General features: G+C 61.3%; 22 protein-coding genes. 8 read left to right on the top strand and 14 right to left on the bottom strand.

Annotated features, from left to right (window positions below; translation table 11 throughout):
• Positions 1-104 precede the first annotated feature (104 nt).
• Positions 105-863 carry a response regulator gene (locus BKX96_RS23985; protein WP_077185622.1) on the top strand — a complete coding sequence of 253 codons (759 nt, stop codon included), beginning with the start codon at positions 105-107 and terminating at the stop codon, positions 861-863.
• Positions 863-1,915 carry a sensor histidine kinase gene (locus tag BKX96_RS23980; protein ID WP_046817707.1) on the top strand — a complete coding sequence of 351 codons (1,053 nt, stop codon included), beginning with the start codon at positions 863-865 and terminating at the stop codon, positions 1,913-1,915. Before BKX96_RS23985 ends, BKX96_RS23980 begins: the two co-directional genes overlap by 1 nt.
• A gap of 1 nt (position 1,916) precedes the next feature.
• Here BKX96_RS23980 and BKX96_RS23975 read toward each other — a convergent pair whose 3' ends face one another.
• From BKX96_RS23975 to BKX96_RS23935, 9 genes are all read right to left on the bottom strand, one after another.
• Positions 1,917-2,969 carry an AI-2E family transporter gene (locus BKX96_RS23975; protein ID WP_077185621.1) on the bottom strand — a complete coding sequence of 351 codons (1,053 nt, stop codon included), beginning with the start codon at positions 2,967-2,969 and terminating at the stop codon, positions 1,917-1,919.
• A 69-nt stretch (positions 2,970-3,038) separates the two neighbouring features.
• Positions 3,039-3,845, bottom strand: a complete 807-nt coding sequence (locus BKX96_RS23970) for a DUF4892 domain-containing protein (RefSeq protein ID WP_077185620.1) — start codon at positions 3,843-3,845, stop codon at positions 3,039-3,041.
• A gap of 118 nt (positions 3,846-3,963) precedes the next feature.
• Complete coding sequence (locus tag BKX96_RS23965; RefSeq protein WP_046817710.1) at positions 3,964-4,818, bottom strand: alpha/beta hydrolase; 855 nt, start codon at positions 4,816-4,818, stop codon at positions 3,964-3,966.
• Positions 4,815-5,621, bottom strand: coding sequence for an alpha/beta fold hydrolase (locus tag BKX96_RS23960; protein ID WP_046817711.1), 807 nt, complete (start codon positions 5,619-5,621; stop codon positions 4,815-4,817). Before BKX96_RS23960 ends, BKX96_RS23965 begins: the two co-directional genes overlap by 4 nt.
• Positions 5,622-5,734: 113 nt before the next feature.
• Positions 5,735-6,178, bottom strand: coding sequence for a hotdog fold thioesterase (locus tag BKX96_RS23955; protein ID WP_046817712.1), 444 nt, complete (start codon positions 6,176-6,178; stop codon positions 5,735-5,737).
• Between the two features lie 32 nt (positions 6,179-6,210).
• Positions 6,211-7,866, bottom strand: coding sequence for an AMP-binding protein (locus BKX96_RS23950; RefSeq protein WP_046817713.1), 1,656 nt, complete (start codon positions 7,864-7,866; stop codon positions 6,211-6,213).
• A gap of 127 nt (positions 7,867-7,993) precedes the next feature.
• A complete protein-coding gene (gene sixA, locus BKX96_RS23945; RefSeq protein ID WP_046817714.1) occupies positions 7,994-8,449 on the bottom strand; it encodes a phosphohistidine phosphatase SixA in 456 nt (151 codons plus the stop codon).
• On the bottom strand, positions 8,446-8,793 hold the full coding sequence (locus tag BKX96_RS23940; protein ID WP_046817715.1) for a DUF4389 domain-containing protein: 348 nt from the start codon (positions 8,791-8,793) through the stop codon (positions 8,446-8,448). The genes sixA and BKX96_RS23940 overlap by 4 nt, the downstream gene beginning before the upstream one ends.
• Before the next feature lie 29 nt (positions 8,794-8,822).
• Entirely contained in the window at positions 8,823-9,848 is a 1,026-nt protein-coding gene (locus tag BKX96_RS23935; RefSeq protein WP_046817716.1) for an NAD(P)H-dependent glycerol-3-phosphate dehydrogenase, read from the bottom strand.
• 195 nt (positions 9,849-10,043) lie between these two features.
• On the opposite strand from BKX96_RS23935, the gene BKX96_RS23930 reads away from it, so the two are divergent.
• From BKX96_RS23930 to BKX96_RS23905, 6 genes are all read left to right on the top strand, one after another.
• A complete protein-coding gene (locus BKX96_RS23930; protein WP_077185619.1) occupies positions 10,044-12,167 on the top strand; it encodes a TonB-dependent receptor plug domain-containing protein in 2,124 nt (707 codons plus the stop codon).
• Between the two features lies 1 nt (position 12,168).
• Positions 12,169-13,101, top strand: coding sequence for an ABC transporter substrate-binding protein (locus tag BKX96_RS23925; RefSeq protein ID WP_077185618.1), 933 nt, complete (start codon positions 12,169-12,171; stop codon positions 13,099-13,101).
• A complete protein-coding gene (locus BKX96_RS23920; protein WP_046817719.1) occupies positions 13,098-14,999 on the top strand; it encodes an ATP-binding protein in 1,902 nt (633 codons plus the stop codon). The genes BKX96_RS23925 and BKX96_RS23920 overlap by 4 nt, the downstream gene beginning before the upstream one ends.
• 247 nt (positions 15,000-15,246) lie before the next feature.
• Entirely contained in the window at positions 15,247-15,762 is a 516-nt protein-coding gene (gene fabA, locus BKX96_RS23915; RefSeq protein WP_003179264.1) for a 3-hydroxyacyl-[acyl-carrier-protein] dehydratase FabA, read from the top strand.
• Between the two features lie 11 nt (positions 15,763-15,773).
• Positions 15,774-16,994 (top strand): beta-ketoacyl-ACP synthase I, encoded by a 1,221-nt coding sequence (gene fabB, locus BKX96_RS23910; RefSeq protein ID WP_007957797.1) that lies wholly within the window; start codon positions 15,774-15,776, stop codon positions 16,992-16,994.
• A 419-nt stretch (positions 16,995-17,413) separates the two neighbouring features.
• Positions 17,414-17,602 carry a hypothetical protein gene (locus tag BKX96_RS23905; RefSeq protein ID WP_046817720.1) on the top strand — a complete coding sequence of 63 codons (189 nt, stop codon included), beginning with the start codon at positions 17,414-17,416 and terminating at the stop codon, positions 17,600-17,602.
• Positions 17,603-17,672: 70 nt separating this feature from the next.
• Here BKX96_RS23905 and BKX96_RS23900 read toward each other — a convergent pair whose 3' ends face one another.
• From BKX96_RS23900 to cysM, 5 genes are all read right to left on the bottom strand, one after another.
• Positions 17,673-18,215 carry a DUF2058 domain-containing protein gene (locus BKX96_RS23900; RefSeq protein ID WP_046817721.1) on the bottom strand — a complete coding sequence of 181 codons (543 nt, stop codon included), beginning with the start codon at positions 18,213-18,215 and terminating at the stop codon, positions 17,673-17,675.
• 28 nt (positions 18,216-18,243) lie between these two features.
• Positions 18,244-19,077 (bottom strand): nucleoside triphosphate pyrophosphohydrolase, encoded by an 834-nt coding sequence (gene mazG, locus BKX96_RS23895; protein ID WP_077185617.1) that lies wholly within the window; start codon positions 19,075-19,077, stop codon positions 18,244-18,246.
• A gap of 133 nt (positions 19,078-19,210) precedes the next feature.
• Positions 19,211-21,454: a GTP diphosphokinase gene (gene relA / locus BKX96_RS23890; RefSeq protein ID WP_046817723.1), complete on the bottom strand. Its 2,244-nt coding sequence runs from the start codon at positions 21,452-21,454 to the stop codon at positions 19,211-19,213.
• Between the two features lie 121 nt (positions 21,455-21,575).
• Positions 21,576-22,928: a 23S rRNA (uracil(1939)-C(5))-methyltransferase RlmD gene (rlmD, locus tag BKX96_RS23885; RefSeq protein ID WP_077185616.1), complete on the bottom strand. Its 1,353-nt coding sequence runs from the start codon at positions 22,926-22,928 to the stop codon at positions 21,576-21,578.
• Positions 22,928-23,830: a cysteine synthase CysM gene (gene cysM, locus BKX96_RS23880; protein WP_046817725.1), complete on the bottom strand. Its 903-nt coding sequence runs from the start codon at positions 23,828-23,830 to the stop codon at positions 22,928-22,930. The genes rlmD and cysM overlap by 1 nt, the downstream gene beginning before the upstream one ends.
• Between the last annotated feature and the right edge of the window lie 109 nt (positions 23,831-23,939).

The raw sequence follows: 23,939 nt of genomic DNA, 5'->3' as shown, positions 1-23,939 counted from the left end.
CCTACCACAGCACTTCCCGCCTCCGGGCTGGACGCCTATGCTGGAACCACAACCTCGCAGCCTATCTTTGTGGTTGGCAGCCAACCTGGCAGATGAACCCACGCATGTACAACATTCCAGCCCCCGTGAACGACGATCAAAAAGCGCCCGGCGACGATAGACGCTGGAGCATTCGCGCCCTGATCGTCGACGATGACGTGCCGATCCGCGAGCTGATGATCGACTACCTGGCCCGTTTCAACATCCACGCCAGCGGTGTCACCGATGGCGCCGCCATGCGCCTGGCGATGCAGGCGGAGCATTTCGACGTGGTGGTACTCGACCTGATGCTGCCGGGCGAAGATGGCCTTTCGCTGTGTCGCTGGCTGCGTGCTGAATCGGATATTCCGATCCTGATGCTCACGGCCCGCTGCGAACCCACCGACCGGATCATCGGCCTTGAACTGGGCGCCGACGACTACATGGCCAAGCCGTTCGAACCCCGCGAACTGGTCGCGCGCATCCAGACCATCCTGCGCCGGGTGCGTGATGACCGCACCGAACAGCGCGCAAACATTCGCTTCGACAACTGGCGCCTGAACAGTGTGCTGCGCCAATTGGTTGCAGCCGATGGCTTGGTGGTGCCGCTGTCCAACGCTGAATTTCGCCTGCTCTGGGTGTTCATCGAGCGTCCGCATCGGGTCCTGAGTCGCGAGCAGTTGCTCGATGCCGCCCGTGGCCGCTCGATCGAAGCCTTCGATCGCAGCATTGACCTGCTGGTGTCGCGCCTGCGCCAGAAACTCGGTGACGACCCCAAGGCCCCGCAACTGATCAAGACCGTGCGCGGCGAGGGATACCTGTTCGACGCCCGAGACATCGGCTGATGCGGGCGCGCTTCGATACGTTGTTCGGCCGCCTGTTTGGCGTGCTGCTGATCGCGATTATCCTGGCGCACCTGCTGGCATTTGCCTGGTTTCACTCTTACGGCCCGCCGCCTCCCCCTCCACCGCCGGCGTTATCGGGAAACGTGAACGGTCAACACTCAGCCACGGACCCACGCCTCGCCGAGCGTCCGCCTCGCCCATGGTTCGGCGGACCGCTGGTGCCGCTGACCTTTCAATTGATCTCGCTGATCATTGCCGCCTGGTACGGCGCCAAATTGCTCAGTCGGCCGATTCAGCGCCTGAGCGATGCGGCCGAGCGCCTGAGTGAAAACCTCGACAGTGAGCCGCTGGAGGAATCCGGCCCACGGGAAGCGCGGCAAGCGGCGCACACCTTCAACAAGATGCAGCGGCGCATCATCGAGCAGGTCAAGCAGCGCTCGCGCATGCTCGGCGCTGTATCCCACGACCTGCGCACCCCCCTGTCGCGGCTCAAACTGCGGCTGGAACAGATCGACGACGACAAGCTGCAAGGCCAGATGCGCCAGGATCTGGACGACATGATCAGCATGCTCGATGCGACGCTCGGCTACCTGCACGAACAGCGCACCAGCGAGGCCTCACAGTGGATGGATGTGCAGGCGCTGGTCGAGTCCCTGAGCGAAAACGCCCAGGACCGGGGTGCCGATGTTCAGGCCAGCGGTCATTGTGCGCCGCTGCAAGTACAACCGATGGCGTTGCGTTCCTGCATCAATAACCTGCTGGATAACGCCTTGCGTTACGCCGGGCAGGCGCGGATCACCCTGCAGGATCACCGCGAACACCTGGTGATCCGGATCATCGACCATGGACCGGGTATCGCGGCGGATAAACGTGAAGCGGTCTTCGAACCGTTCTTTCGCCTGGAAGGATCACGCAATCGCAACTCCGGCGGCGTCGGCCTGGGCATGACCATTGCTCGCGAGGCGGCGCAACGGCTGGGCGGGCAGCTCAGCCTGGAGGAGACGCCCGGTGGTGGACTGACCGCGATCATCCACCTGCCCAGGCAAGATTGATTCAGCGACGATCGTCGACCCGAGCGTGACTCTTGCTCCAGTCGGTCAACAGGCTGTAAGCCACGGCCAGCAGGGTCGGGCCGATAAACAGGCCAATGAAGCCGAACGCGATCAAGCCGCCAAACACACCAAGCAACACGATCACCAGCGGCAAGTTCCCGCCCCGGCTGATCAGGTAAGGCTTGAGCACGTTGTCCACGCCACTGATGATGAACATGCCCCAGATGCCAAGGAACACCGCCATTGCGTAATCACCCTTCCAGACCAGCCAGGCAGTCGCTGGAATCCATACCAGCGGCGGTCCCATGGGTATCAGGCTGAGCATGAAGGTCACGATACCCAGCACCAGCGCACCGGGAACGCCGGCAATCAGGAAGCCGATCAGCGCCAGCACGGCCTGCGCCGCTGCGGTGCCGATCACGCCGTTCACCACCCGTTGCACCGTGCCCGCTACCAGCTCGATGTAATACCCGGCACGGTGGCCGATCAGGCGCTCCAGCAAACCATGGACAAAGGCCGCCAACCGCGGGCCGTCCCGATAGAAAAAGAACACGAAGACAATGCTCAGGGTCAGCTCGAGAATGCCACTGCCAATCTGCGCGCTGCGCGCCAGCAACCAGTTACCGACCTGGCCCAGATAAGGCTTGAGCGACACCATCATCGCCGCGCCCTGCTGATCGATGCTGTTCCAGATCACCACCAGCCGCTCGCCCACCAAGGGAATGCTGCCCAGCCAGTGCGGCGCTTCAGGCAGACCATCGACCTGCACATCCTTGATGAACGCCGTGGCATCGCGCACATGGTCCGCCAGGTTGAACCCCAGCCATACCAGGGGTGCCGCCACCAGCACCATCCAGCCCAAGGTGAGCAAGGCGGCCGCCAGGGATTCGCGGCCATTGAGCCAGCGGGTCAGCAGGCGCATCAGTGGCCAACTGGCGAAGGCCAGCACTGCGCCCCAGAACAGGGCCGACCAGAACGGCGCCATCACCCAGAAGCTCGCGCCAAACAGCACCAGGAGCAGGATCTGCACCAACAGCCGATCGTTATTGATCATCACAGTCTCGATAAAATCATTTCAGCAAAAAGAGTAGGCGAACACGCCGCGCGCGTTCGCCGGATAACCCTAACGCAGCAGTTTGATATGCAAACCGGAGCCGTCGACAGCACCGGTTTCCATCCGTGCCGCCCGAACGCCCTGCTCGATCAGCGACTGACGCCATGCTTCGGCATTGGGCCCCGAGACACTGACCCGCAAGGTGGTGTCCAGGTTCAGTCCCCGGGAGATCAGGCGCAGCCAGGTGTCATCGGGCGCTTCGGTCAACTTGGGGAAGTCGAGCTCGCCGGTACTCTTGAGCTCGCGCAGCAAGGTCGCGGAGGTGGGCAGCAAATCCCCCAACGGAGCGACGGCGTCGAACTGTTCGACGTGCAGATAGGCTTTACGGTTGCCACGGGTGATGCTGTAAAGCGCCACCAGCGTGTTGTCCCGAGGCGCGGCCAGGCGCAGCAGCAGGTACGCCTGCTCATTATCGGCGCCATAGAGCTTGGCGTTACCGAACACTTCGTTGGCCCATAGGCTGCTTTCGCCGCAATCTCGAGCCTGGCACCAGAACAGCAACTGCGCATCCTGCTGCTGCAGCGCTTCGCGCGCCGCGGTGAACGCCTCGGTGGCTGAATGCTCGGCCGGCAACTCATAGGTCACCGAGGTGACATTCCCACGGGCACTGACCTGGCCGTCAAAGCGCAACTGGCCGCTGATCTTGCGGATCGAGCCGAGCGGGTAGATCCGCTCCAGCTCTGCCGCGGGGCGATAATCGACGATCTGCGCATCGGTCATGCGCGGCACGATCGGCAGGTCCTGACTGCCCGGCAGATCGGCGGCTAACGATAGAGGACTGAAACAACAGAGCATCAGCAAACTGAGTGAGCGCATGGATAGACTCATCGGATCAGCACGACCTTGTGGCCAATCGGGGGCGCAGCGGTGTAGAGGTCTATCATGGTTGTCTCCCTTTTCAACCCGCCCAGCCTCGACAGTTGCCCGGCGCAAGTCAAGGAATGACGAAGAACCGATTGAAACAGTCTGCGACAAGATCGGCGCCGGCTTCATCATTCAGGTGCAAATGATGGCCGCCTGGCAGCTGTTCAATGCTCAAGGGTAGACGCTCCAGCAACTCGGGGTGCTTGGCGAGCATGCCATCGGCGGCGACCACCAGCTTCGCCGGGCAGGCGATCCGCTGGACGAAGGCCATGGCCTGCTCGGTGGTCAGGCGCAACGGCGACGGCAGCGTGAGGCGACTGTCGGTGCGCCAGGTGTAGCCGCCCGGCACCGGCATCAGGCCACGCTGGGCCAGCAGCTCGGCGGCTTCGCGACTGACCGCCACCAGGCCTTTCATGCGCGCTTCGATGGCGCGGTCGAGGGTGCTGTAGACCGGCTTGCGCTTTTCCCGCAGATCCAGCTGCGCCTGCAGGGCCATGCCCATGCGTTCGGCAGCGTTTTCGCCTTTGTCCGTGGGCGGAATGACGCCATCAATCAACGCCAGGTGGGTGACCCGCTCCGGTAACGAGCCGGCAATGATCAGCGATGCGATGGCCCCCATCGAATGCCCCAGCAACGCAAACCGCTTCAGCCCAAGCTGTTCTGCCACTTGCAGCACATCGTGGGCATAGTCCCACATGGCGTAACCGGCGCCCGGCGGGCGGTGCCCCGAATGCCCGTGACCGGCCATGTCCAGGGCGATAATGCGCAGGCCTTTGAGTTTCGGTGCCAGGCGGGCAAAGCTGTTGGCGTTGTCCAGCCAGCCATGCAGGGCAATCACCGGCAAACCGTCTTCGGGGCCAAACAGGTGCGCCGCCAGTTCGATGTGCGGCAGGTTCAGGCGAACTTCTTCGACGACATGGCTCATGCGCAATCCTGCTGTTGGCGAGCGCCCCAGCGGTTGAACAGTTTTTTCAGCAGCGTGGCCGTGTCCTGCGGGCGTTCCAGGGGAAACATGTGACCGCCAGGCATGCTCAGCGCCTCGCCCTTTGGCATACGCCCGACGGAACTGGTGTGATGGCGCATCACCACCTTGCTCTTTTGCCCGCGAACCACCGCCAGCGGCACTTTCAATTGCCGCGTCCTGCCGGGGCTGGTGTGCGGCACGCCACGGTAGATGCTGATTTCCGTGGCCGGATCGAAACGCAGGCGCAGCTTATCGCCCACTTGGTGCAATCCATATTGCAGATAGGCGTCGAAGCACTCCGGATCGAAGCTGCGAAACAGGGTTTTACCGGCGAAATAACGGCGCGCGCTGTCAAGGTCGGCGAACTCTTCCCGCCGCCCCAGGGTGCGACCGGCCGGGGTCAGGCGGTCAATGAAACCGAATCGCTTGGCGGCACGGATGACCCATTGGTCGGTACGGGTCAGCACCGGGGAATCGAGCATCACCACCCCGCGATACAACTCGGGGCAACGCAACGCCGCGTGCAGGTGCAGTACGCCGCCGAAGGAATGACCAACGCCCCACACCGGCTCCGGTTGTTGCTGCAGGTGGTGGATCAGTTCATCCACCAGGTTGTACCAGTTGTCATCCGCCGGGTACCGCGGGTCGTGAGCGTGCTGCTCCAGATGCGTCACCTGATATTCGGGTGCCAGCGCCGCAAACAACTTGCCGTAGGTCCCCGAAGGAAAACCATTGGCGTGGGCGAAAAATATCTGTTGCGACATACCGTTCGATCCATCAACGAAGACAAAGCCCGATTGTCCGCAAGAGCGCGTCCTACAGCAATGACCGTAACTGACAGGAAGGATGACAGTCCGGTCAAAGCCATCGTCCACCATTACCTTGCTGGCGGATTCTCACCCAGCGGCACTACCGCCATGGTTAGCCGCGACACACAACTGGCTTTGCCTTCGTCACTGGTCAAACGGATATCCCAGACATGGGTCGTACGCCCGATATGAATGGCCTTGGCCACCGCCGTCACCCGCCCGCTGCGCAGGCCGCGCAAATGGTTGGCGTTGATTTCCAGGCCCACGCAATAGAATTTGCTGGTATCGATGCACAAATAGCTGGCCATCGAGCCGACCGATTCAGCCAGCACCACCGAGGCGCCGCCATGCAGTAAACCGTAAGGCTGGTGAGTGCGATGATCGACGACCATGCTCGCGGTGAGGGACTCTTCATCGAAGGCTTCAAAACGAATGTCCAGCACTTCGCCGATGGTGTTTTTCTGAAGTGCGTTCAACTGTTCGATGTTCGGAGCGGTACGCCACAGACTCATAGCAGAGTTTCCTTGTTGATTTTGTTCGTGGCTCAATCCTGCCACAGCACCGCTTCACTGTGTTCGCTCCATTCTTCGAAGCGGGCGCCGTAAGCGGCTTCGATCACGTTGCGCTTGATCTTCAGGGTCGGCGTGAGAAAGCCGTTTTCCACTGCCCAGCTGTCCTTAACCACCACCAGTCGCCGCAAGCGCTCGTGCTTGTCCAGGGCGTTGTTGACCTCTTCCAGAAGTTTTTCCAGGCTTGAATGCAACCCGGCCCGTGCCTCCTGCTGCCCGACAGCCGAGAGTACGCACAAGCCCAGCGGCGCACTCAAGCCATCACCGACCACGCACACTTGCTCGATACGCGAATGCACCGCCAGGCGGTTTTCGATGGGCGCCGGGGCCACGTATTTGCCTTTGCTGGTCTTGAAGATTTCCTTCAGGCGCCCGGTCAGGCGCAGGTTGCCTTCGGCATCTTCCTCGCCCTTGTCGCCGGTGCGCAGGAAGCCATCCTCAGTGATGGTATCGGCGGTTTTCTGCGGCTCCTTGAAATACCCGAGCATGGTCGCGCCGCTGCGCACCATGACCTCGCCCGATTCGTCGATGCGCACCTCGACCTCCGGGCATGGCCTGCCAATCCAGCCCTGTTTGTAATGTCCCGGCAGACAAATGTGCGAGTAGCCGCAACTTTCCGTCATGCCGTAGACCTCCAGCACGTCCAGCCCAAGCTTGCGGTACCACAGCAGCAAACTCAGCGGCACCGGCGCGGCACCGGACAGGGCAACGCGCAAGGCATCGAGCCCCAACCCCGCGAGGACTCTATGCCCGACCCGCTTGCCGATGATCGGCAGACCGAGCAGGAAGTCGAGGCGCTTTGCCGGAATCTTGCTGTACACCCCCATCTGGAACTTGGTCCAGATGCGCGGCACGCCGAACAGTGCAGTGGGCCGGGCACGTTTTAGATCAGTGAGGAAGGTATCGAGGCTTTCGGCAAAAAACACAGTTTGCCCGGTATAGATCGATGCCAGTTCGACGAACATCCGCTCAGCAACGTGGCACAACGGCAAATACGACAACAACCGATCCGACTCATTCAGGCCGAACAGTTGCGTGCCGCGCGTGGTGGCGAACGCCAGATTGGCGAAGCTGTGCATCACGCCCTTGGGCATGCCGGTGGTGCCGGAGGTGTAGATGATGGTCGCCAGTTGATCGGCGGTGGGCTTGGGGTCGTCCTGGATCGGTGAGCTGCGTTGCAGGTCGGCCCAGCTGTAATCGAAGGTGCCGGGGGGATGCAGCGGCAGGCTGATGGTCGGCAGATCGGGACTGACCCCTCGGGACATGCCTGGCCAGTCGTCAAGTTTGCCGATGAACACCAGCGCCGCTTCCGAGTGTTCGAGCACCTGGCCCACCGATTCGGCAGTGAGGTTGGGGTACAGCGGCACCGAGACATGCCCGGCCATCCAGATCGCCAGGTCGGCAATGATCCAGTGCGCGCAGTTTTTCGAGATCAGGGCGATATGACTGCCTTGCGGCAGTTCCCGCGATCGCAGCCAATGGGCCGCGCATCGGGCCTGGTGACCGACGTCTTCCCAGGTCAGGGTCTCGACCTGCCCACCGCCCACTGGCTGGACAAGAAAACGCTGGCGGGGATGACGTGCCTCGCGCTCGTAGAAGATGTCCAGGGGCAAACGCGAAGCAGCAGGCATGGGACTCGCTCCTTTGTTTTTTGTGCTTTGGAGCAAGCGTAGTTAACCAAGCAAGTGCTTGGTTAACTTTTTTCGAGAATCAACAGCAAAAGATCGCAGCCTGCAGGGAGCTGCGATCTTTTGGCGTTTATGGTTGCTTGATACTGTTGAGTTTCATGGAGCCGACCAACAACTCAGCACCATCGAGCTGCGCCAGACCGGCAGTGTCGACCCGCTCCGGCGGATGCCCGGCACCGTGTTGCAGGTAACTCAGCAGATTCCCCACCAAAGGGTTGTGACTGACCAGCAGCACGTCGCTGACCGCGACCATCTGTTCGGCCACCTTGTCCGGCTCGGTGTCCGGGGTCAGCCATTCCACAGTGCGGATTTCCGGCTCGAACCCCAACGCGTCGCGCACCAGCTGCGCGGTTTCCTGTGCTCGCCGGTACGGGCTGGCGTAGATCGCAGTCAGCGGCTGCCCGATCAGGTTGGCAGCGCTGCGCAGCACTTCCTCGCGCCCGTGCTCCGTCAGTTCCCGCTCCGAATCGTGGGGACGGGAGCCGTGTGGCACGGCTTCCCCATGACGCAATACCCAGAGTTTCATAGTTTGGGTTCCTCATCCCGGGCCGGGTGTGGCGCAGGCGCCACGGCGTGCGGCGCTTCACCTTCCGGCGTACGCGGCGTCGGCCAATCGGCGAACGGCCAGGGTTTCTGGTCGCTGTGAAAACTGCCGAAACGACCGATCTGGGCCAGGAACTGGCTCAGACTGTCGCCGAAGTTCATCAGGCTGGCGCTCGGGGCGCCATAAATCAAACGATAGATCAACTGCACCAGTACCACAGCGCCGAGCAGGAACTGCGCCACCTGCCAAACCAGCAGGAATACCACCATCCACAGCACCCGAAGCAGAATGGACTCGTATCTGGCTTCTACTTTTTGATCACTCATGTCTCGCTCCGTTCCGGTGAAGTAATGTTTCAGTTGAAGCCACTGGTGGAAATAAAGTCGACGTCGGTCTTCGGCTCGCCGCGCATCAACAGCTCGATCACCTGCTCAAGCGTGCGCCCTTCGAACAGGATCGCGTGCAGCCCGGCGACTAACGGCATGTACACGCCCACCTCCTGGGACTTGGCCTTGAGCACCTTGAGGGTGTTCACGCCTTCGGCGACTTCACCCAGTCGATTGACCGCCTCTTCGAGGCTCAAGCCCTGGCCAAGGGCGAATCCGACCTGATAGTTGCGGCTTTTTGGCGACGAGCAGGTGACGATCAGGTCACCCACGCCCGCCAGACCGAGGAATGTCATCGGGTTGGCGCCCTGATTCACGGCAAAGCGCGTCATTTCCGCCAGTGCCCGGGTAATCAGCATGCTCTTGGTGTTTTCGCCCATGCCCATCGCCACCGCCATGCCGGCGATGATCGCGTAGACGTTTTTCAACGCCCCGCCCAGCTCCACGCCAAAACGATCGGCGCTGGCATACACCCGGAAGGTGCGGCCATGCAACACCTCCTGGACGTGCTGGCAGAGTTCTTCGTCTTCACTGGCGACCACGGTGGCGGTCAACGCGTGCTCGGCGATTTCACGGGCCAGGTTCGGCCCGGACAACACGCCGATGCGGGCCAGTGGCGCGATCTCTTCGAGAATCTGACTCATCAGCTTGAACGTGTGGGCCTCGATGCCCTTGGTCAGGCTCACCAGCATTTTGCCGCTCAACCGTTCGGCGTGCGGGGCCAGCACCGAACGCAACGCGCTGGAGGGTAGCGCGACGAAACTCAGGTCGCAGGCCTCCAGGGTGGCCTGCAGATCGGTGACCGGCGTCACACCGGGCAGGATCTTGATGCCTTTGAGGTAACGCGGGTTCTCGCGGTTGACCCGGATGGCCTCGGCCTGCTCGGGGTCACGCATCCATTGCAGGACTTGATGTCCATTTTCTGCCAGCAAGTTAGCCACGGCGGTACCAAAACTTCCGCCTCCCAAGACTGCGATCGGGCGCTGTTCAGTCATATGCAATCCGTTAATCCATACCAGTGGCGATGCCGGCATTATACGGCGCGCCCACGTGTCGGCCAGTCCCCGCGTCAATTACCGGCATGCGTAGGAAGAAGTCCGGAAATACATAGGAAAATGCTTACATCGTGACTGGAAAAGTCAACGGGCTCGGTTAACATGCGCGCCATCGATCGTTGACAAGGATGTGATGTGTCCCTCGGTTCGCCTTCTCCCCGTACGCCCTTGGTACTGGCGCTGGTACTCAGCTCGCCAGCGCTGGCCGACGACTTGTTTCTAGACGGCGAACCGTTGCCGCAGGTACTCACGGCCACGCGACTGAAGCAGTCGCCGGCCGCCGTGCCGGGGAGCATGACGGTACTCGACAGCGCGCTGATCAAGGCCAGCGGCGCCCGGGATCTCAACGAAGTACTACGCCTGGTACCGGGCATGATGGTCGGCCATATCAGCGGCAATCAGGCTACGGTGAACTACCACGGCACCCGCGCCACCGATGCGCGGCGCATGCAGGTATTGATTGACGGCCGCTCGGTATACCGCGCAGGGCTGGCCACGGTGGACTGGAGCGATATTCCGGTGGCCATGGAGGACATCGAACGCATCGAAGTTTTCCGCGGCCCGAACACGGTCAGTTATGGCGCCAATGCGTTGATGGCGGTGGTCAACATCATCACGCGCAACCCGGTCGACAGCCATGGAACTCGAATCAAGGTCACCCGCGGCCAGCGTGGCATCGACGACTTCTATGCGAGCCAGGGCGTGGGTTGGGAGGATGGCGATTTGCGTCTGTCGCTGTCCGGTCAGCAAGACGATGGCTTTGACTCCGATCGCAACGGCGGCGACTACCATGACAGTCGACGCCTGAAGCGCTTCAACCTTGCCGTCAGCCAGACCCTCGACGAACGGCAAGGCATCGATTGGCAAGTGAGCGCCAAGGATGGCACCAATCAGCGACCCTATACCTACCAACCGGTGTTCTCGGGGATTACCCGCGAAGGGGACAATTCCGACGTCACCGCCAAGGACTACGCCGGTTCGTTGCGCTGGAACTTCGACATTGATACCCGGCACAGTCTTTATATCCAGGGTTCGGCCCAGCATTGGGACCGTCAGCAAACCTGGCGTGCATGCGATGCCGAGCTTTCGTTCAGTCCCGAACTCACCGAGCTGTGGCGACTCAACCCGAACTACACCGAACGCCTGGCGCGCAATATCGAGAGCTTTCTGGGCACCGGTGCACCGGACGGCGATCCGGCCCAACGCGCACTGGCCAATCAAGTCCTCGACCAGTGGCGCAACGGCGCCCGGCAAACGGTTTGCGGTGATATAGACCAAAGCACCCGGGAGTCGCGCTACGACCTTGAACTGCAGGACACCCTGAGCCTGTCCGATAACCTGCGGCTGGTCAGCGGCTTGAACTATCGTTACGACCGGGCAGACTCCGAGACCTACTTCAATGGCACCCTCGATGACACCACCTGGCGAGCATTCGGCCAGCTCGAATGGCGCGCCAGCGAACACTGGCTTGTGCAGGGCGGCGCCATGTTCGAAGACACGCAGTTGAGCGGCAGCTCATTGACCCCGCGGATGGCGATCAACTATCTGATCAATCCGCGCCACGGCTTGCGTGCGGTGTACTCGGAAGCTATCCGCTCACCGGACATGTTCGAAAACAACGTCAACTGGAGCTATCAGGTCACGCGCCTGCAACCCGGCGCCTATGGCCAGTCCAGTGCTCGCTATTTCGTCAAGACCCGCGGCCCCGGCGACCTCGACCAGGAACACATGCGTTCCCGGGAACTGGGCTACAACGGTTATTTTGCCGAGTCGGGGTTGGCTGTCGATGTAAAGCTGTTCTACGACGAGATCACCGGGATGATCAGTGAGCCGCTGCGCAACAATCAGTACATCGCCAGCAACGCCAACACCGCACGCTACACCGGCGCGGAAACTCAGCTCGACTGGAAAATCGGCAGCGCCGACCGGTTGCGCCTGACTTATGCCTACGTCGATGCTGACGCGAGCAATCCGCAGGATGCACAACAGACCGCACGCAACAGCGGCTCAGCTGCCTGGCTGCGCGACTGGGGCCACGGCTGGAACAGTGCACTCTTCTATTATGGTGACGACGCGCTCAACGGCTATCGCTTCGAACGCGTCGACACTCGCATCGCCAAGCGCATCCGCCTGGGCAAGGCCCATCTGGAGCTGGCTGGCGTGCTCCAGCAGCGCCTCGACAAACAGCCCACCACCTTTATCGACAACAATTATGACGAGCGTCGGGTGATGTATTTCAGCGCGGAGCTGGCGCTTTAAGATGCCGCATCGTCCGTCGCGCAAGCCGCCAACCCTGGCCCAACTGCTGGCCATTGTCTGCCTGGTATTCGGTGGCTGGCTAAACAGCCTGTCGGCCGACGCCGCGGACATTCTCCTGATCGGGGTCGACGACAGCCCCGGCATGCAATCCTTTGCCCGGGCCCTGCGGCAATTGCGACCGGCCGACAACGTGCACTTTCAACCACTGGCCAGCCTGCCGCCACCGGGCAAGCTGGAGGCAAACACCCGCTTGATCCTGCTCGACCTGCCCAGTCTCGACTGGCGCCTGCAGGACATCCACGGCCCGGCGACGCTGGTGCTGCGCATCAGCCGACTGCAGGCACGGCAACACCTGGGCCAAGCCCTGCCCGCGCACCTCTGCCTGCTCTGGAGCGATCCGCCGCTGGACCGGCAATTGCGCCTCACCCGCGTGCTGCTGCCCGAGGTCAAACGGGTTGGCGTGCTGTACGACCGCCATAGCGAATTCCTGTTGAAGGAACTGCGCCAGGCCGCCCATCCCTTGGGCCTTGAAGTAGTCACCGAGCGTTGGGACAACACTCAGGACAGTCGTCCTTTGCAGGCGTTGCTGGACAATAGTGATGTATTGCTGGGCCTCGACGATCCCGATCTGTACAACCCGAAAACCGCGAAAAACCTGTTGCTCAGCAGCTACGCGCGCCAACGGGCCCTGATCGGCCCCAATGCAGGGTTCGTCAAGGCCGGGAGCCTGGCCAGCACCTACAGTGATCAGGACGACTGGCTGGCAATTCTCGATGAACTACTCGACCAACCGCCCGCCACCTGGCCGCGCACGCAGTACCCACGCCGCTTTAAAGTCACAAGCAACCTTCAGGTGTCTCGCTCCCTGGGTCTGGAACCGGTGAACGATGCGACTGTCGCGACACTGCTGGCAGAAGGAGAACGCCACCCATGACCTTCCGTCGCCGCTGGGACATCAGTACCCGCACCCAGATCATCAGCCTCGGCCCTGCCCTGCTGCTGACGTTGCTGTTAATCAGCTTCTTTACCTTCGTGCGGATCCAGGACTTGCGCCAGGAACTCAACCACACCGGCCAGTTGATTGCCAACCAACTGGCGCCGGCCACCGAATACGGGGTGATTTCGGGCAATAACGAGGTCCTCGAAAGCCTGCTCAAGGCCACGTTGGCCACGCCCAACGTGCGGTTCCTGGAAGTGCAGGACAGCGCCAACCGCATTCTGGTGTACGTCGAACAACCCTCGGCAAGCTACCACCAGCCGCACCAGGTCGAAGTGTTCCAGGCCCCCGTGCGCCTGCAGCGAATCGCGCTGCACAATGATTTTTTCCAGGACGGCAAAGTGCCCCCCACGGCGCCCGCCGAGGATTATCTGGGCCGGGTGATCGTCGGCCTGTCCAATGACGCGTTCAACCAGCGCCAGCAGGAAATCCTGCTCAAGGCTGGCATCCTGGCGCTGTTCGCCCTGCTGTTTACCTTCCTGGTTGCCCGGCGCCTGGCCTCGAGCCTGTCGCAACCCATCCGGGATATCGGTGATGCGGTGAAGGCGATCCAGGCCGGCGACTACAAAACGCCCCTGCCCATCGTCGACGACACCGAACTGGGTGCCCTGTCGCAACACATCAACAACCTCGCCAAGGGGTTGGAACAGGCCAGTCATGAGCAGCATCAGGCCATGGCGCAGTTGATCCAGACCCGCGAGGAAGCGGAAAAGGCCAACAACGCCAAGTCAGATTTCCTTGCCATGATGAGCCACGAACTGCGCACACCGATGAATGGCGTGCTGGGCATGCTGCAGTTGCTGGAAACCACCCAGATGACCGAGGAACAGGTCGAATATGCCGCGCTGGCCTCGGAATCCACCGAGCATCTGCTCAAGGTCATCAATGACATTCTGGATTTTTCGCGGATCGAACGCTCGGAACTGGAACTGGAACACATTCCCTTCAATCTCGCGGATCTGATCGCCAGCTGTGCCCAGTCATTCCAGCACAGCGCCGTACAACGCGGGCTCGACCTGCAGTTGCAGATTCCGGCGGACATGCGCGCGCTGCAGGTTCAAGGCGACCCGACGCGCATCCGGCAAATACTGGTCAATCTGGTTGGCAATGCTCTGAAGTTTACCGAGCAGGGCCGGGTCTCCATCGAATCGCAGTGGCAGTCCCTGGATCACGAACTGCTGTGGTTCACCTGCACAGTACGCGACAGCGGAATTGGAATTCCCTCGCAAAGCCTGGAATTGATGTTCGACGCGTTTCAGCAGGCCGACAGTTCCATTTCAAGACGCTATGGCGGTACGGGCCTGGGCCTGCCGATTGCGCGAACGCTCGCCGAACGCATGGGGGGCACCTTGCGCGCCCAGAGCGAGGAAGGCCGTGGCTCGGTGTTCACCCTGGAAATTCCGCTGGCGTTGTATCAACAGGCCTTGCCAGCGCGAGTACCGCGCGTATCGACCCACAAAGGTGACGGCGAAGGGCGCAATGTGCTGCTGGTCGAGGACAACCCGGTCAACCAGACGGTGATCGAAGCCATGCTGCGCAGCCTGGGCTTTACTGTCAGCGTCGCCGCCGATGGCGCACAGGCTGTGCGCAGTGCCGAGAGCCTGATTTTCGAAGCGATACTGATGGACTGCCGACTGCCGGTCATCGACGGCTATGAAGCCACTCGCCAGATCCGTGAACTGCCCGGTTGCACCGACTTGCCGATCATCGCCCTGACAGCCAACGCCTTGCAGGGTGATCGGGAAGCCTGCCTGTCGGCAGGAATGAACGATTACCTGGCCAAGCCCTTCAAACGAACCGATCTACAGCAAATTCTGCAGCGATGGGTGCAGTAGTACAGGCCTTTCGAGCATCTGCGACTGGCGTGAAAGGCGAAAGTGCGGCAGTCTTAGGCACCCGTACAAGTCCGAAATTGGGCTTGATTAAAAATTTCAGTGCACAAGTGTACATTCATGTCCTTGGTGCTGTGACTTTCACTACAACGCAATAGTCTATGAGTAGGCTGCCGGTTCGAGGCATGAACGCTTCGATCGGCCGGGAAGATTTGCCCCACCTGCCGCATGGGACTATTGAGGAGCTCGCATGACCAAACAAAACGCCTTTACCCGGGAAGACCTGCTGCGCTGCAGTCGCGGTGAGCTGTTCGGCCCAGGTAACGCGCAACTGCCCGCCCCGAACATGCTGATGGTCGATCGCATCACCCTGATCAGCGAAGAAGGTGGCAAGTACGGCAAAGGTGAGTTGGTCGCCGAGCTGGATATCACTCCGGACCTGTGGTTCTTCGCCTGTCACTTCGAAGGCGATCCGGTGATGCCGGGCTGCCTGGGCCTCGACGCCATGTGGCAACTGGTCGGCTTCTTCCTGGGCTGGCAAGGTCTGCCGGGCCGCGGTCGTGCGCTGGGTTCTGGCGAAGTGAAATTCTTCGGCCAGGTCCTGCCGACTGCCAAGAAAGTCACCTATAACATTCATATCAAGCGTGTCCTCAAAGGCAAGCTGAACCTGGCCATCGCCGACGGTTCGGTGACTGTCGACGGTCGCGAAATCTACACCGCCGAAGGCCTCCGGGTCGGCGTGTTCACCTCCACTGACAACTTCTAAGGGTTATCCGCATGCGCCGCGTCGTTATCACTGGTCTGGGCATTGTTTCGTGCCTGGGCAATGACAAAGAGACCGTCTCCGCTAACCTGCGTGCAAGCCGCCCTGGCATCCGGTTCAACCCGGAATATGCCGAAATGGGTCTGCGTAGCCAGGTTTCCGGCTCCATTGACCTCAACCTTGAAGAACTGATCGATCGCAAGATCTATCGCTTCGTCGGCCACGCGGCGGCATACGCCTACCTGGCCATGAAAGACGCCATCGCTGACTCCGGCCTGACCGAAGAGCAGGTTTCCAACCCGCGTACCGGCCTGATCGCCGGTTCCGGTGGTGCATCGACGCTGAACCAGATGGAAGCGCTGGACATCCTGCGCGAAAAAGGCGTCAAGCGCGTTGGCCCATACCGTGTAACGCGGACCATGAGCAGCACCGTTTCCGCCTGCCTGGCCACGCCGTTCAAGATCAAGGGCCTGAACTACTCCATCGCTTCTGCCTGCGCCACCAGTGCTCACTGCATCGGTACCGCCATGGAACAGATCCAGATGGGCAAGCAGGACATCGTCTTCGCCGGCGGCGGTGAAGAAGAGCACTGGAGCCAGTCGTTCCTGTTCGACGCCATGGGCGCACTGTCCAGCAAGCGTAACGACACCCCGGAACAAGCTTCCCGCGCCTACGACGCCGACCGTGACGGTTTCGTCATCGCTGGCGGCGGCGGCATGGTCGTGGTTGAAGAGCTGGAACACGCCCTGGCCCGCGGTGCGAAGATCTACGCGGAAATCGTTGGTTATGGCGCGACGTCCGACGGCTACGACATGGTTGCCCCAAGTGGCGAAGGCGCGATCCGCTGCATGCAGCAGGCGCTGTCCACCGTCGACACCCCGATCGACTACCTGAATACCCACGGCACTTCGACTCCGGTCGGCGACGTCGCGGAAATGAAAGGCGTGCGTGAAGTGTTCGGCGACAAGGCTCCGGCCATCAGCTCCACCAAGAGCCTGTCGGGTCACTCCCTGGGCGCCGCCGGCGTTCACGAAGCGATCTATTGCATGCTGATGATGGAAGGCAACTTCATTGCCGGCTCCGCCAACATCGACGAACTGGACCCTGAAGTGGCCGACCTGCCGGTGCTGACCAAGACCCGCGAAAACGCCACCATCAACACCGTGATGAGCAACAGCTTCGGCTTCGGCGGCACCAACGCCACGCTGGTACTGAAGCGCTGGGAAGGCAAGTAATTCCCCGCTGCTGAGCCGCACATGAAAACGCCCCGACTGGTTCGGGGCGTTTTTTTTTTGCCTTCAGTGAATGGACCAACACTGCGCGCCATGTGGGAGCGGGCTTGCTCGCGAAGGCGGCTGCACATTCAACATTGATGGAGCCTGAGACTCCGTCTTCATGAGCAAGTCGAATCGTCGAACCGCCGCTCCCACAGGGTCAGCGTTTTGCCCACAGGCCTTGGGCATGAAGATGAAGCTTTTGTCATGAAACTTCAGGACCTGCGACTGAATGTCGCGGTTTCCGTGGGCTGCAGGACAGTTGCCGTTTTTGCAAGATTCCCTTTCCAAACGCAGTCGTTTACTTAGCAAGCTACCAAACCCTATAACAGAGTCCTGCACATGCCTTGCTGCAGATAAACAGAGATTGGAGCTAGCAGATGACTGTAAAAGTAACTGAACGCGACGATTCACACATGTCCCATGAAGGCGTAGCCGCCGGCATCCGGATCTGGGATGTGTACCAACAAGACTTGCTGGTCGGGATGTTCCACTCCGAGACTGACGCCCACAGCTACAAGGCCGAACTGGAAATCCTGGAGCAGCAACGAGAATTACGCTCCGCCTGAGCAATGACCGCATTGAAAACGACAAACCCCGCCATGAGCGGGGTTTGTCGTTATTGCAGCCGTAGACCGCTTACCACATCAGATCGTCAGGGATCTGATAGGCCGCGTACGGATCGTCCTCGGCAGCGACTTCTTCGGTCTGTACATTCAGCTGCACGATACGCTGCGGATCGCGCTCCTGGATCTTCAGGGCCGCTTCCCGGGGGATCACTTCATAGCCTCCGGCGTGATGCACGATGGCCAGCGAACCGTTGCTCAGCTTGTTGCGCATCAGGGTGTTGACCGAGAGGCGCTTGACCTTCTTGTCGTCGACGAAGTTGTAGTAGTCCTCGGTCGTCAGCTTCGGCAGGCGCGTGGCTTCGATCAATTGCTTGACCTGGGCAGCGCGGGCTTTCGCCTCGGCCTTCTCCTGCTGCAGACGGTTGAGCTCCTGATCGCGCTTGACCTTCTCGGCCATGGCTTCCTGGGCCGCACGCTGCTGGGAGTCATCGAGTTCGATCTGACCCTTGTGGGCCAGGCGCTGCTGCTTCTGTTTGTCTTTGCTGACCTGCTTGGCCTGCTTCTGGTTGACCAGCCCTGCTTTGAGCAACTGGTCGCGAAGGGAAATGCTCATGGTGCTTATTACTCACTTAGGCAACTGCTCAACCGCAGCTGGGCACATTCTTTTCCTGGCGTTTGGCTTCACCCCACAGGGCGTCCAACTCTTCGAGGGTGCAATCTTCCATGGGACGGTGGGTGTCGCGCAATGCCTGTTCGATAAAACGGAAGCGTCGTTCGAACTTGCCGTTGGCGCCACGCAGCGCGGTTTCCGGGTCGACCTTGAGATGCCTGGCCAGATTGACCACGGAAAACAGCAGATCGCCGATCTCGTCGGCCACGGCCTCTGGATCGTTTTCCGCCATGGCCTCAAGGACTTCATCGAGTTCTTCACGGACTTTATCAAGCACCGGCAAGGCATCGGGCCAGTCGAAACCGACCTGCGCTGCGCGCTTCTGCAATTTTGCCGAGCGCGACAACGCCGGCAATGCTGCCGGGACATCATCGAGCAAGGACAGCTGTTGCGGTGCGCTGGAGTTTTCCGCGCGCTCCTCGGCCTTGATCTCTTCCCAGCGCTGCTTGACCTGTTCCTCACTCAAGCGCGGGACATCCATTGGCGCGTACAGGTCGCCCGTGGGGAATACGTGCGGATGACGGCGAATCAACTTGCGCGTGATGCCGTCGACCACGCCAGCGAACTCGAAGCGCCCTTCTTCCCGGGCCAGCTGGCTGTAGTAAACCACCTGGAACAGCAGGTCGCCCAACTCACCCTGCAGGTGATCGAAGTCACCGCGCTCGATGGCATCGGCGACTTCATAGGCTTCCTCGAGGGTGTGCGGGACGATGGTCGCGTAGGTTTGCTTGATGTCCCATGGGCAACCGTACTGCGGGTCGCGCAGGCGATTCATCAGGTGCAACAGATCTTCAAGGCTGAACATCAATCCCTCTCATCACAGGACTTCCCTGTGGGCGCGGGCTTGCTCGCGAAAGCGGTTTGCCAGACAACATTGATGTCGACTGACAGGCCCTCTTCGCGAGCAAGCCCGCTCCCACATTGGATCGGTGCTGATTTCACGGTGTGCGATTACGCCGGGTTTCGATGATGTTCGGCAGCTGGGAAATCCGCCCAAGCAACCGCCCAAGCGCGTCCAGCCCCGGAATCTCGATGGTCAGGGACATCAGCGCGGTGTTGTCCTCCTTGTTCGAGCGAGTATTGACCGCCAGCACGTTGATCCGCTCGTTGAGCAGCACCTGCGAGACGTCACGCAGCAATCCGGAACGGTCGTAGGCACGAATGACGATGTCCACCGGATAGGTGAGCACCGGTACCGGGCCCCAGCTGACCTGAATGATCCGCTCTGGCTCGCGCCCGCCCAACTGCAGCACCGAGGCACAGTCCTGGCGGTGGATGCTCACGCCGCGGCCCTGGGTGATGTAGCCCACGATCGCATCCCCCGGCAGTGGCTGGCAGCAACCCGCCATCTGGGTCATCAGGTTGCCCACGCCCTGAATCTGAATGTCGCCACGCTTGCCTGGCTTGTAGCCGGTGGCCTTGCGTGGAATCAGTTCCAGCTGTTCGTTTCCGCGTTCCGGCTCGACCAGTTGCTGCGCCAGGTTGACCAGTTGCGCCAGGCGCAGGTCACCCGCACCCAAGGCGGCAAACATGTCTTCGGCGGTTTTCATGTTGGCCTTGTCGGCCAGCTTCTCGAAATCAACCTGCGGCAGACCGAGGCGGTTGAGTTCGCGCTCGAGCAGGGTCTTGCCGGCGGCGACGTTCTGGTCGCGCGCCTGCAGCTTGAACCAGTGGACAATCTTCGCCCGCGCCCGCGAGGTGGTGATGTAGCCCAGGTTAGGGTTCAGCCAGTCGCGGCTCGGCGTGCCGTGCTTGCTGGTGATGATCTCGACCTGTTCACCGGTCTGCAGGCTGTAGTTGAGCGGCACGATGCGCCCGTTGATCTTGGCGCCGCGGCAGTTGTGGCCGATCTCGGTGTGGACGCGGTAGGCAAAGTCCAGCGGCGTCGCGCCCTTGGGCAAATCGATGGCGTGACCGTCCGGGGTAAAGATGTAGACCCGGTCAGGTTCGATATCGACCCGCAACTGTTCGGCCAGCCCGCCAATGTCACCCAGCTCTTCGTGCCATTCGAGCACCTGACGCAGCCAGGAGATTTTCTCTTCGTAGTGATTGGAGCCGGACTTGACGTCGGTACCCTTGTAGCGCCAGTGCGCGCACACGCCCAGCTCGGCCTCTTCATGCATGGCGTGGGTGCGGATCTGCACCTCCAGCACCTTGCCCTCAGGCCCGATCACCGCGGTATGCAATGAGCGGTAGCCGTTCTCTTTCGGGTTGGCGATGTAGTCGTCGAACTCTTTCGGGATGTGTCGCCACAAGGTGTGGACAATGCCGAGCGCGGTGTAGCAGTCGCGCATTTCCGGCACCAGCACCCGCACGGCGCGCACGTCGTAGATCTGGCTGAACTCCAGGCCCTTGCGCTGCATTTTGCGCCAGATCGAATAGATGTGCTTGGCCCGGCCACTGATGTCGGCATCGACGCCGGTGGCCTGCAATTCGTTCTTCAGCTGGCTCATCACGTCGCTGATGAAGCGTTCGCGATCCAGTCGCCGCTCATGCAACAGCTTGGCGATCTGCTTGTACTGGTCGGGCTCGAGGTAGCGGAAGGACAAGTCCTCCAGCTCCCACTTGATGTGACCGATACCCAGGCGGTGGGCCAGGGGCGCGTAGATGTCGAAGACCTCGCGGGCCACGCGGTTGCGCTTCTCGTCGTCCGCGGTCTTCACCGCACGGATCGCGCAGGTACGTTCGGCCAGCTTGATCAGGGCCACGCGCACGTCGTCGACCATGGCCACGAGCATCTTGCGCAGGTTTTCCACCTGGCCCTGGGTGCCCATCACCATGGATTTGCGCGGGCTCAGGCTATCGCTGATCGCCGCCATGCGCTGCACGCCGTCGATCAGTTTGGCGACCACCGGGCCGAAGCGCTGGCTGACGGTGGGCAACGGGATCTGGCCTTCGCGCACGCCCCGGTACAACACCGCGGCCACCAGCGAATCCTGGTCGAGCTTGAGGTCGGCGAGGATCTCGGCGATCTCAAGGCCGGTGCGGAAACTCGAGTTGCCTTCGGTCCACAGATTCTTAGCCGCATTGGCTTGTTGTTCGGCCTCGCGAGCGAACTCGCAGGCTTCCTTCAAGGCTTCGCGATCCAGTGCCAGATCGACACTGACCGCATGATCGAGCCAAGCCTCGAGATTGATACTGCCGTCGGTGTTGATCGGCTGGTGTGCTCTCACCTGTACCATCTTGCTTACCTTCCCTACGACGCAGATTCAATGCGTCAAATCGCTGACCTTCGTTGCCCATGAGCCCACGTCGGGCTGGTACGCGGCTGCACGGGCGGGCCAGTCGGACCAGACGAGCATCCTAGCTCGCTTCAAATAACGCCATGGCCTCGACATGTGCCGTCTGAGGAAACATATCGAGAATCCCGGCACGTTTTAACCGGTAGCCCTGCTTGATCAATTCGACCGTGTCGCGCGCCAGGGTTGCAGGGTTGCACGACACATACACCAATCGCTCGGCCCCCAGGGACTTGAGCTTGCGCACGACCTCGAAAGCGCCGTCACGCGGTGGGTCCAAGAGTACCGCACAAAAGCCTTCGCCGGCCCATTCGGCATCGGTCAAAGGCTGGGATAAATCGGCCTGAAAAAATTTAGCGTTATGCAGATTGTTGCTGATCGCATTCGCGGCGGCGCGATCGACCATCACCTGCACCCCCTCCACCGCCACGACTTCGCGAACGGCTTTGGCCAACGGCAAGGCAAAGTTACCCAACCCACAGAATAGATCGAGAACACGCTCATCGGCTTTTGGTTTCAACCAGTCGAGCGCCTGGGCGACCATCGCTTCGTTGACTCCGGCATTGACCTGGATGAAATCTCCAGGCCGGTACGCCAGGTTCAGATCCCACTGCTCAAGACGATAACCCAAGGACTGGTCAGCCTCGACCGGATGCGGCTCGCCTTCACCGTGCAACCACAACTGGGCTTCATGGAACGCGCAGAACTCCTTGAGGATGGTCATGTCGCTTTCGGACAACGGCGCCATGTGACGCAGCAATACCGCCAGCGATGAACCGCTGAACAACTCCACGTGACCCAGGGCTTGCGGCTTGCTCAAACGCCGCAGCATTTGCGGCAAGCGGGCCATGATCGGTTGCAAGGGCTGTACCAGTACCGGGCAATCATCGATGCCGACAATGTCCTGGCTGCCGGCGGCGCGAAAACCGACTTCGAGTTTTTTCGCCTTCATGTCCCAGCGCACGGCCACTCGGGCGCGACGGCGGTAAGCGAATTCCGGACCGCTTAATGGTGCAGCCCACTCTTCGGGCTCGACACCTGCGACCTTGGACAATTGCTCGGCGAGCATGCGCTGTTTCAGGGCGAGTTGTTCGTTGTGGGGCAAGTGTTGCACGCTGCAGCCGCCGCAACGGCCGGCGTGGGCGCAAGGTGCGGGGCGGCGCAGTTCGCTGGCCTTGAATACTCGCTCGGTACGCGCCTCGACCACTTTGCCGTGGGCGCCGAGCACCCGCGCCTCGACCTCCTCACCGGCCAGTGCGCCGATGACGAACCAGGTGCGACCTTCGAAAAACGCGATACCACGACCGTCATTGGCCAGGCGCTCGATGTTCAGGCGCTGCTTTTTGCCGGTCGGGACTTGCGGGGCCTTGCTGCCGCCGGTGGGTTGGAAGCGCAGGCCTCTCTCGTGCTTGGCCATCAGTTGGGCGCGTCGAAAATGCCGGTCGACAGATATCGGTCGCCACGGTCGCAGATGATCGCGACGATCACCGCGTTTTCAACTTCTTTGGACAGGCGCAGCATCGCTGCCACCGCCCCGCCCGAGGACACGCCACAGAAGATGCCTTCCTCGCGGGCCAGACGCCGGGTGACGTCTTCGGCTTCGCTTTGCGCCATGTCGACGATGCGGTCGACGCGCTCGGCCTGGTAGATCTTCGGCAGGTATTCCTGCGGCCAGCGGCGGATGCCGGGAATGGCCGAGCCTTCCATCGGTTGCAGGCCGATGATCTGCACGTGGTCGCTCTGCTCTTTCAAGTAGCGCGAGACGCCCATGATCGTGCCGGTGGTTCCCATGGAGCTGACAAAATGGGTGATGGTGCCCTGGGTCTGGCGCCAGATTTCCGGACCGGTGGTGGTGTAGTGCGCCTCGGGGTTGTCACCGTTGGCGAACTGGTCAAGCACCTTGCCACGGCCTTCGGCCTCCATGCGCTGGGCGAGGTCACGGGCACCTTCCATGCCCTCTTCCTGGCTGACCAGGATCAACTCGGCGCCATAGGCGGTCATCGCTGCCTTGCGTTCGGCGCTGGAGTTGTCCGGCATGATCAGGATCATCTTGTAACCCTTGATCGCGGCAGCCATCGCCAGCGCAATCCCGGTATTACCGGAAGTCGCTTCGATCAACGTATCACCGGCGTGGATCTGTCCGCGCAACTCGGCGCGGGTGATCATCGACAGCGCCGGACGGTCCTTGACCGAACCCGCCGGGTTGTTCCCCTCGAGCTTGAGCAAAAGGGTATTGCTGGTGGCGCCGGGCAGGCGCTGCAAACGGACCAGCGGAGTGTTGCCGACGCAATCGGCGATGGTTGGGTACTGCAAGGTCATGGCGTATTCGCAATCCAGACTGCGGGGGCGCCTATCATACCGGCAAACCTGCGAAGGCCATATCACGCAAAGTGCGGTGCTTATGGCTTGTGGGAATAAGGCGGGTTCA

Source organism: Pseudomonas putida, from assembly GCF_001976065.1.
GTDB classification, from domain to species: domain Bacteria; phylum Pseudomonadota; class Gammaproteobacteria; order Pseudomonadales; family Pseudomonadaceae; genus Aquipseudomonas; species Aquipseudomonas serbica.
The sequence above is the reverse complement of the archived record's forward strand: the minus strand, read 5'-3'. Positions and strand labels throughout refer to the sequence as shown.

Bases quoted from the DNA above. Each gene is read 5' to 3' on its own strand.
- BKX96_RS23985 (WP_077185622.1), top strand. From the start codon at position 105: ATGTACAACATTCCAGCCCCCGTGAACGACGATCAAAAAGCGCCCGGC.
- BKX96_RS23980 (WP_046817707.1), top strand. From the start codon at position 863: ATGCGGGCGCGCTTCGATACGTTGTTCGGCCGCCTGTTTGGCGTGCTG.
- BKX96_RS23975 (WP_077185621.1), bottom strand. From the start codon at position 2,969: ATGATCAATAACGATCGGCTGTTGGTGCAGATCCTGCTCCTGGTGCTG.
- BKX96_RS23970 (WP_077185620.1), bottom strand. From the start codon at position 3,845: ATGCGCTCACTCAGTTTGCTGATGCTCTGTTGTTTCAGTCCTCTATCG.
- BKX96_RS23965 (WP_046817710.1), bottom strand. From the start codon at position 4,818: ATGAGCCATGTCGTCGAAGAAGTTCGCCTGAACCTGCCGCACATCGAA.
- BKX96_RS23960 (WP_046817711.1), bottom strand. From the start codon at position 5,621: ATGTCGCAACAGATATTTTTCGCCCACGCCAATGGTTTTCCTTCGGGG.
- BKX96_RS23955 (WP_046817712.1), bottom strand. From the start codon at position 6,178: ATGAGTCTGTGGCGTACCGCTCCGAACATCGAACAGTTGAACGCACTT.
- BKX96_RS23950 (WP_046817713.1), bottom strand. From the start codon at position 7,866: ATGCCTGCTGCTTCGCGTTTGCCCCTGGACATCTTCTACGAGCGCGAG.
- sixA (WP_046817714.1), bottom strand. From the start codon at position 8,449: ATGAAACTCTGGGTATTGCGTCATGGGGAAGCCGTGCCACACGGCTCC.
- BKX96_RS23940 (WP_046817715.1), bottom strand. From the start codon at position 8,793: ATGAGTGATCAAAAAGTAGAAGCCAGATACGAGTCCATTCTGCTTCGG.
- BKX96_RS23935 (WP_046817716.1), bottom strand. From the start codon at position 9,848: ATGACTGAACAGCGCCCGATCGCAGTCTTGGGAGGCGGAAGTTTTGGT.
- BKX96_RS23925 (WP_077185618.1), top strand. From the start codon at position 12,169: ATGCCGCATCGTCCGTCGCGCAAGCCGCCAACCCTGGCCCAACTGCTG.
- BKX96_RS23920 (WP_046817719.1), top strand. From the start codon at position 13,098: ATGACCTTCCGTCGCCGCTGGGACATCAGTACCCGCACCCAGATCATC.
- fabA (WP_003179264.1), top strand. From the start codon at position 15,247: ATGACCAAACAAAACGCCTTTACCCGGGAAGACCTGCTGCGCTGCAGT.
- fabB (WP_007957797.1), top strand. From the start codon at position 15,774: ATGCGCCGCGTCGTTATCACTGGTCTGGGCATTGTTTCGTGCCTGGGC.
- BKX96_RS23905 (WP_046817720.1), top strand. From the start codon at position 17,414: ATGACTGTAAAAGTAACTGAACGCGACGATTCACACATGTCCCATGAA.
- BKX96_RS23900 (WP_046817721.1), bottom strand. From the start codon at position 18,215: ATGAGCATTTCCCTTCGCGACCAGTTGCTCAAAGCAGGGCTGGTCAAC.
- mazG (WP_077185617.1), bottom strand. From the start codon at position 19,077: ATGTTCAGCCTTGAAGATCTGTTGCACCTGATGAATCGCCTGCGCGAC.
- relA (WP_046817723.1), bottom strand. From the start codon at position 21,454: ATGGTACAGGTGAGAGCACACCAGCCGATCAACACCGACGGCAGTATC.
- rlmD (WP_077185616.1), bottom strand. From the start codon at position 22,928: ATGGCCAAGCACGAGAGAGGCCTGCGCTTCCAACCCACCGGCGGCAGC.
- cysM (WP_046817725.1), bottom strand. From the start codon at position 23,830: ATGACCTTGCAGTACCCAACCATCGCCGATTGCGTCGGCAACACTCCG.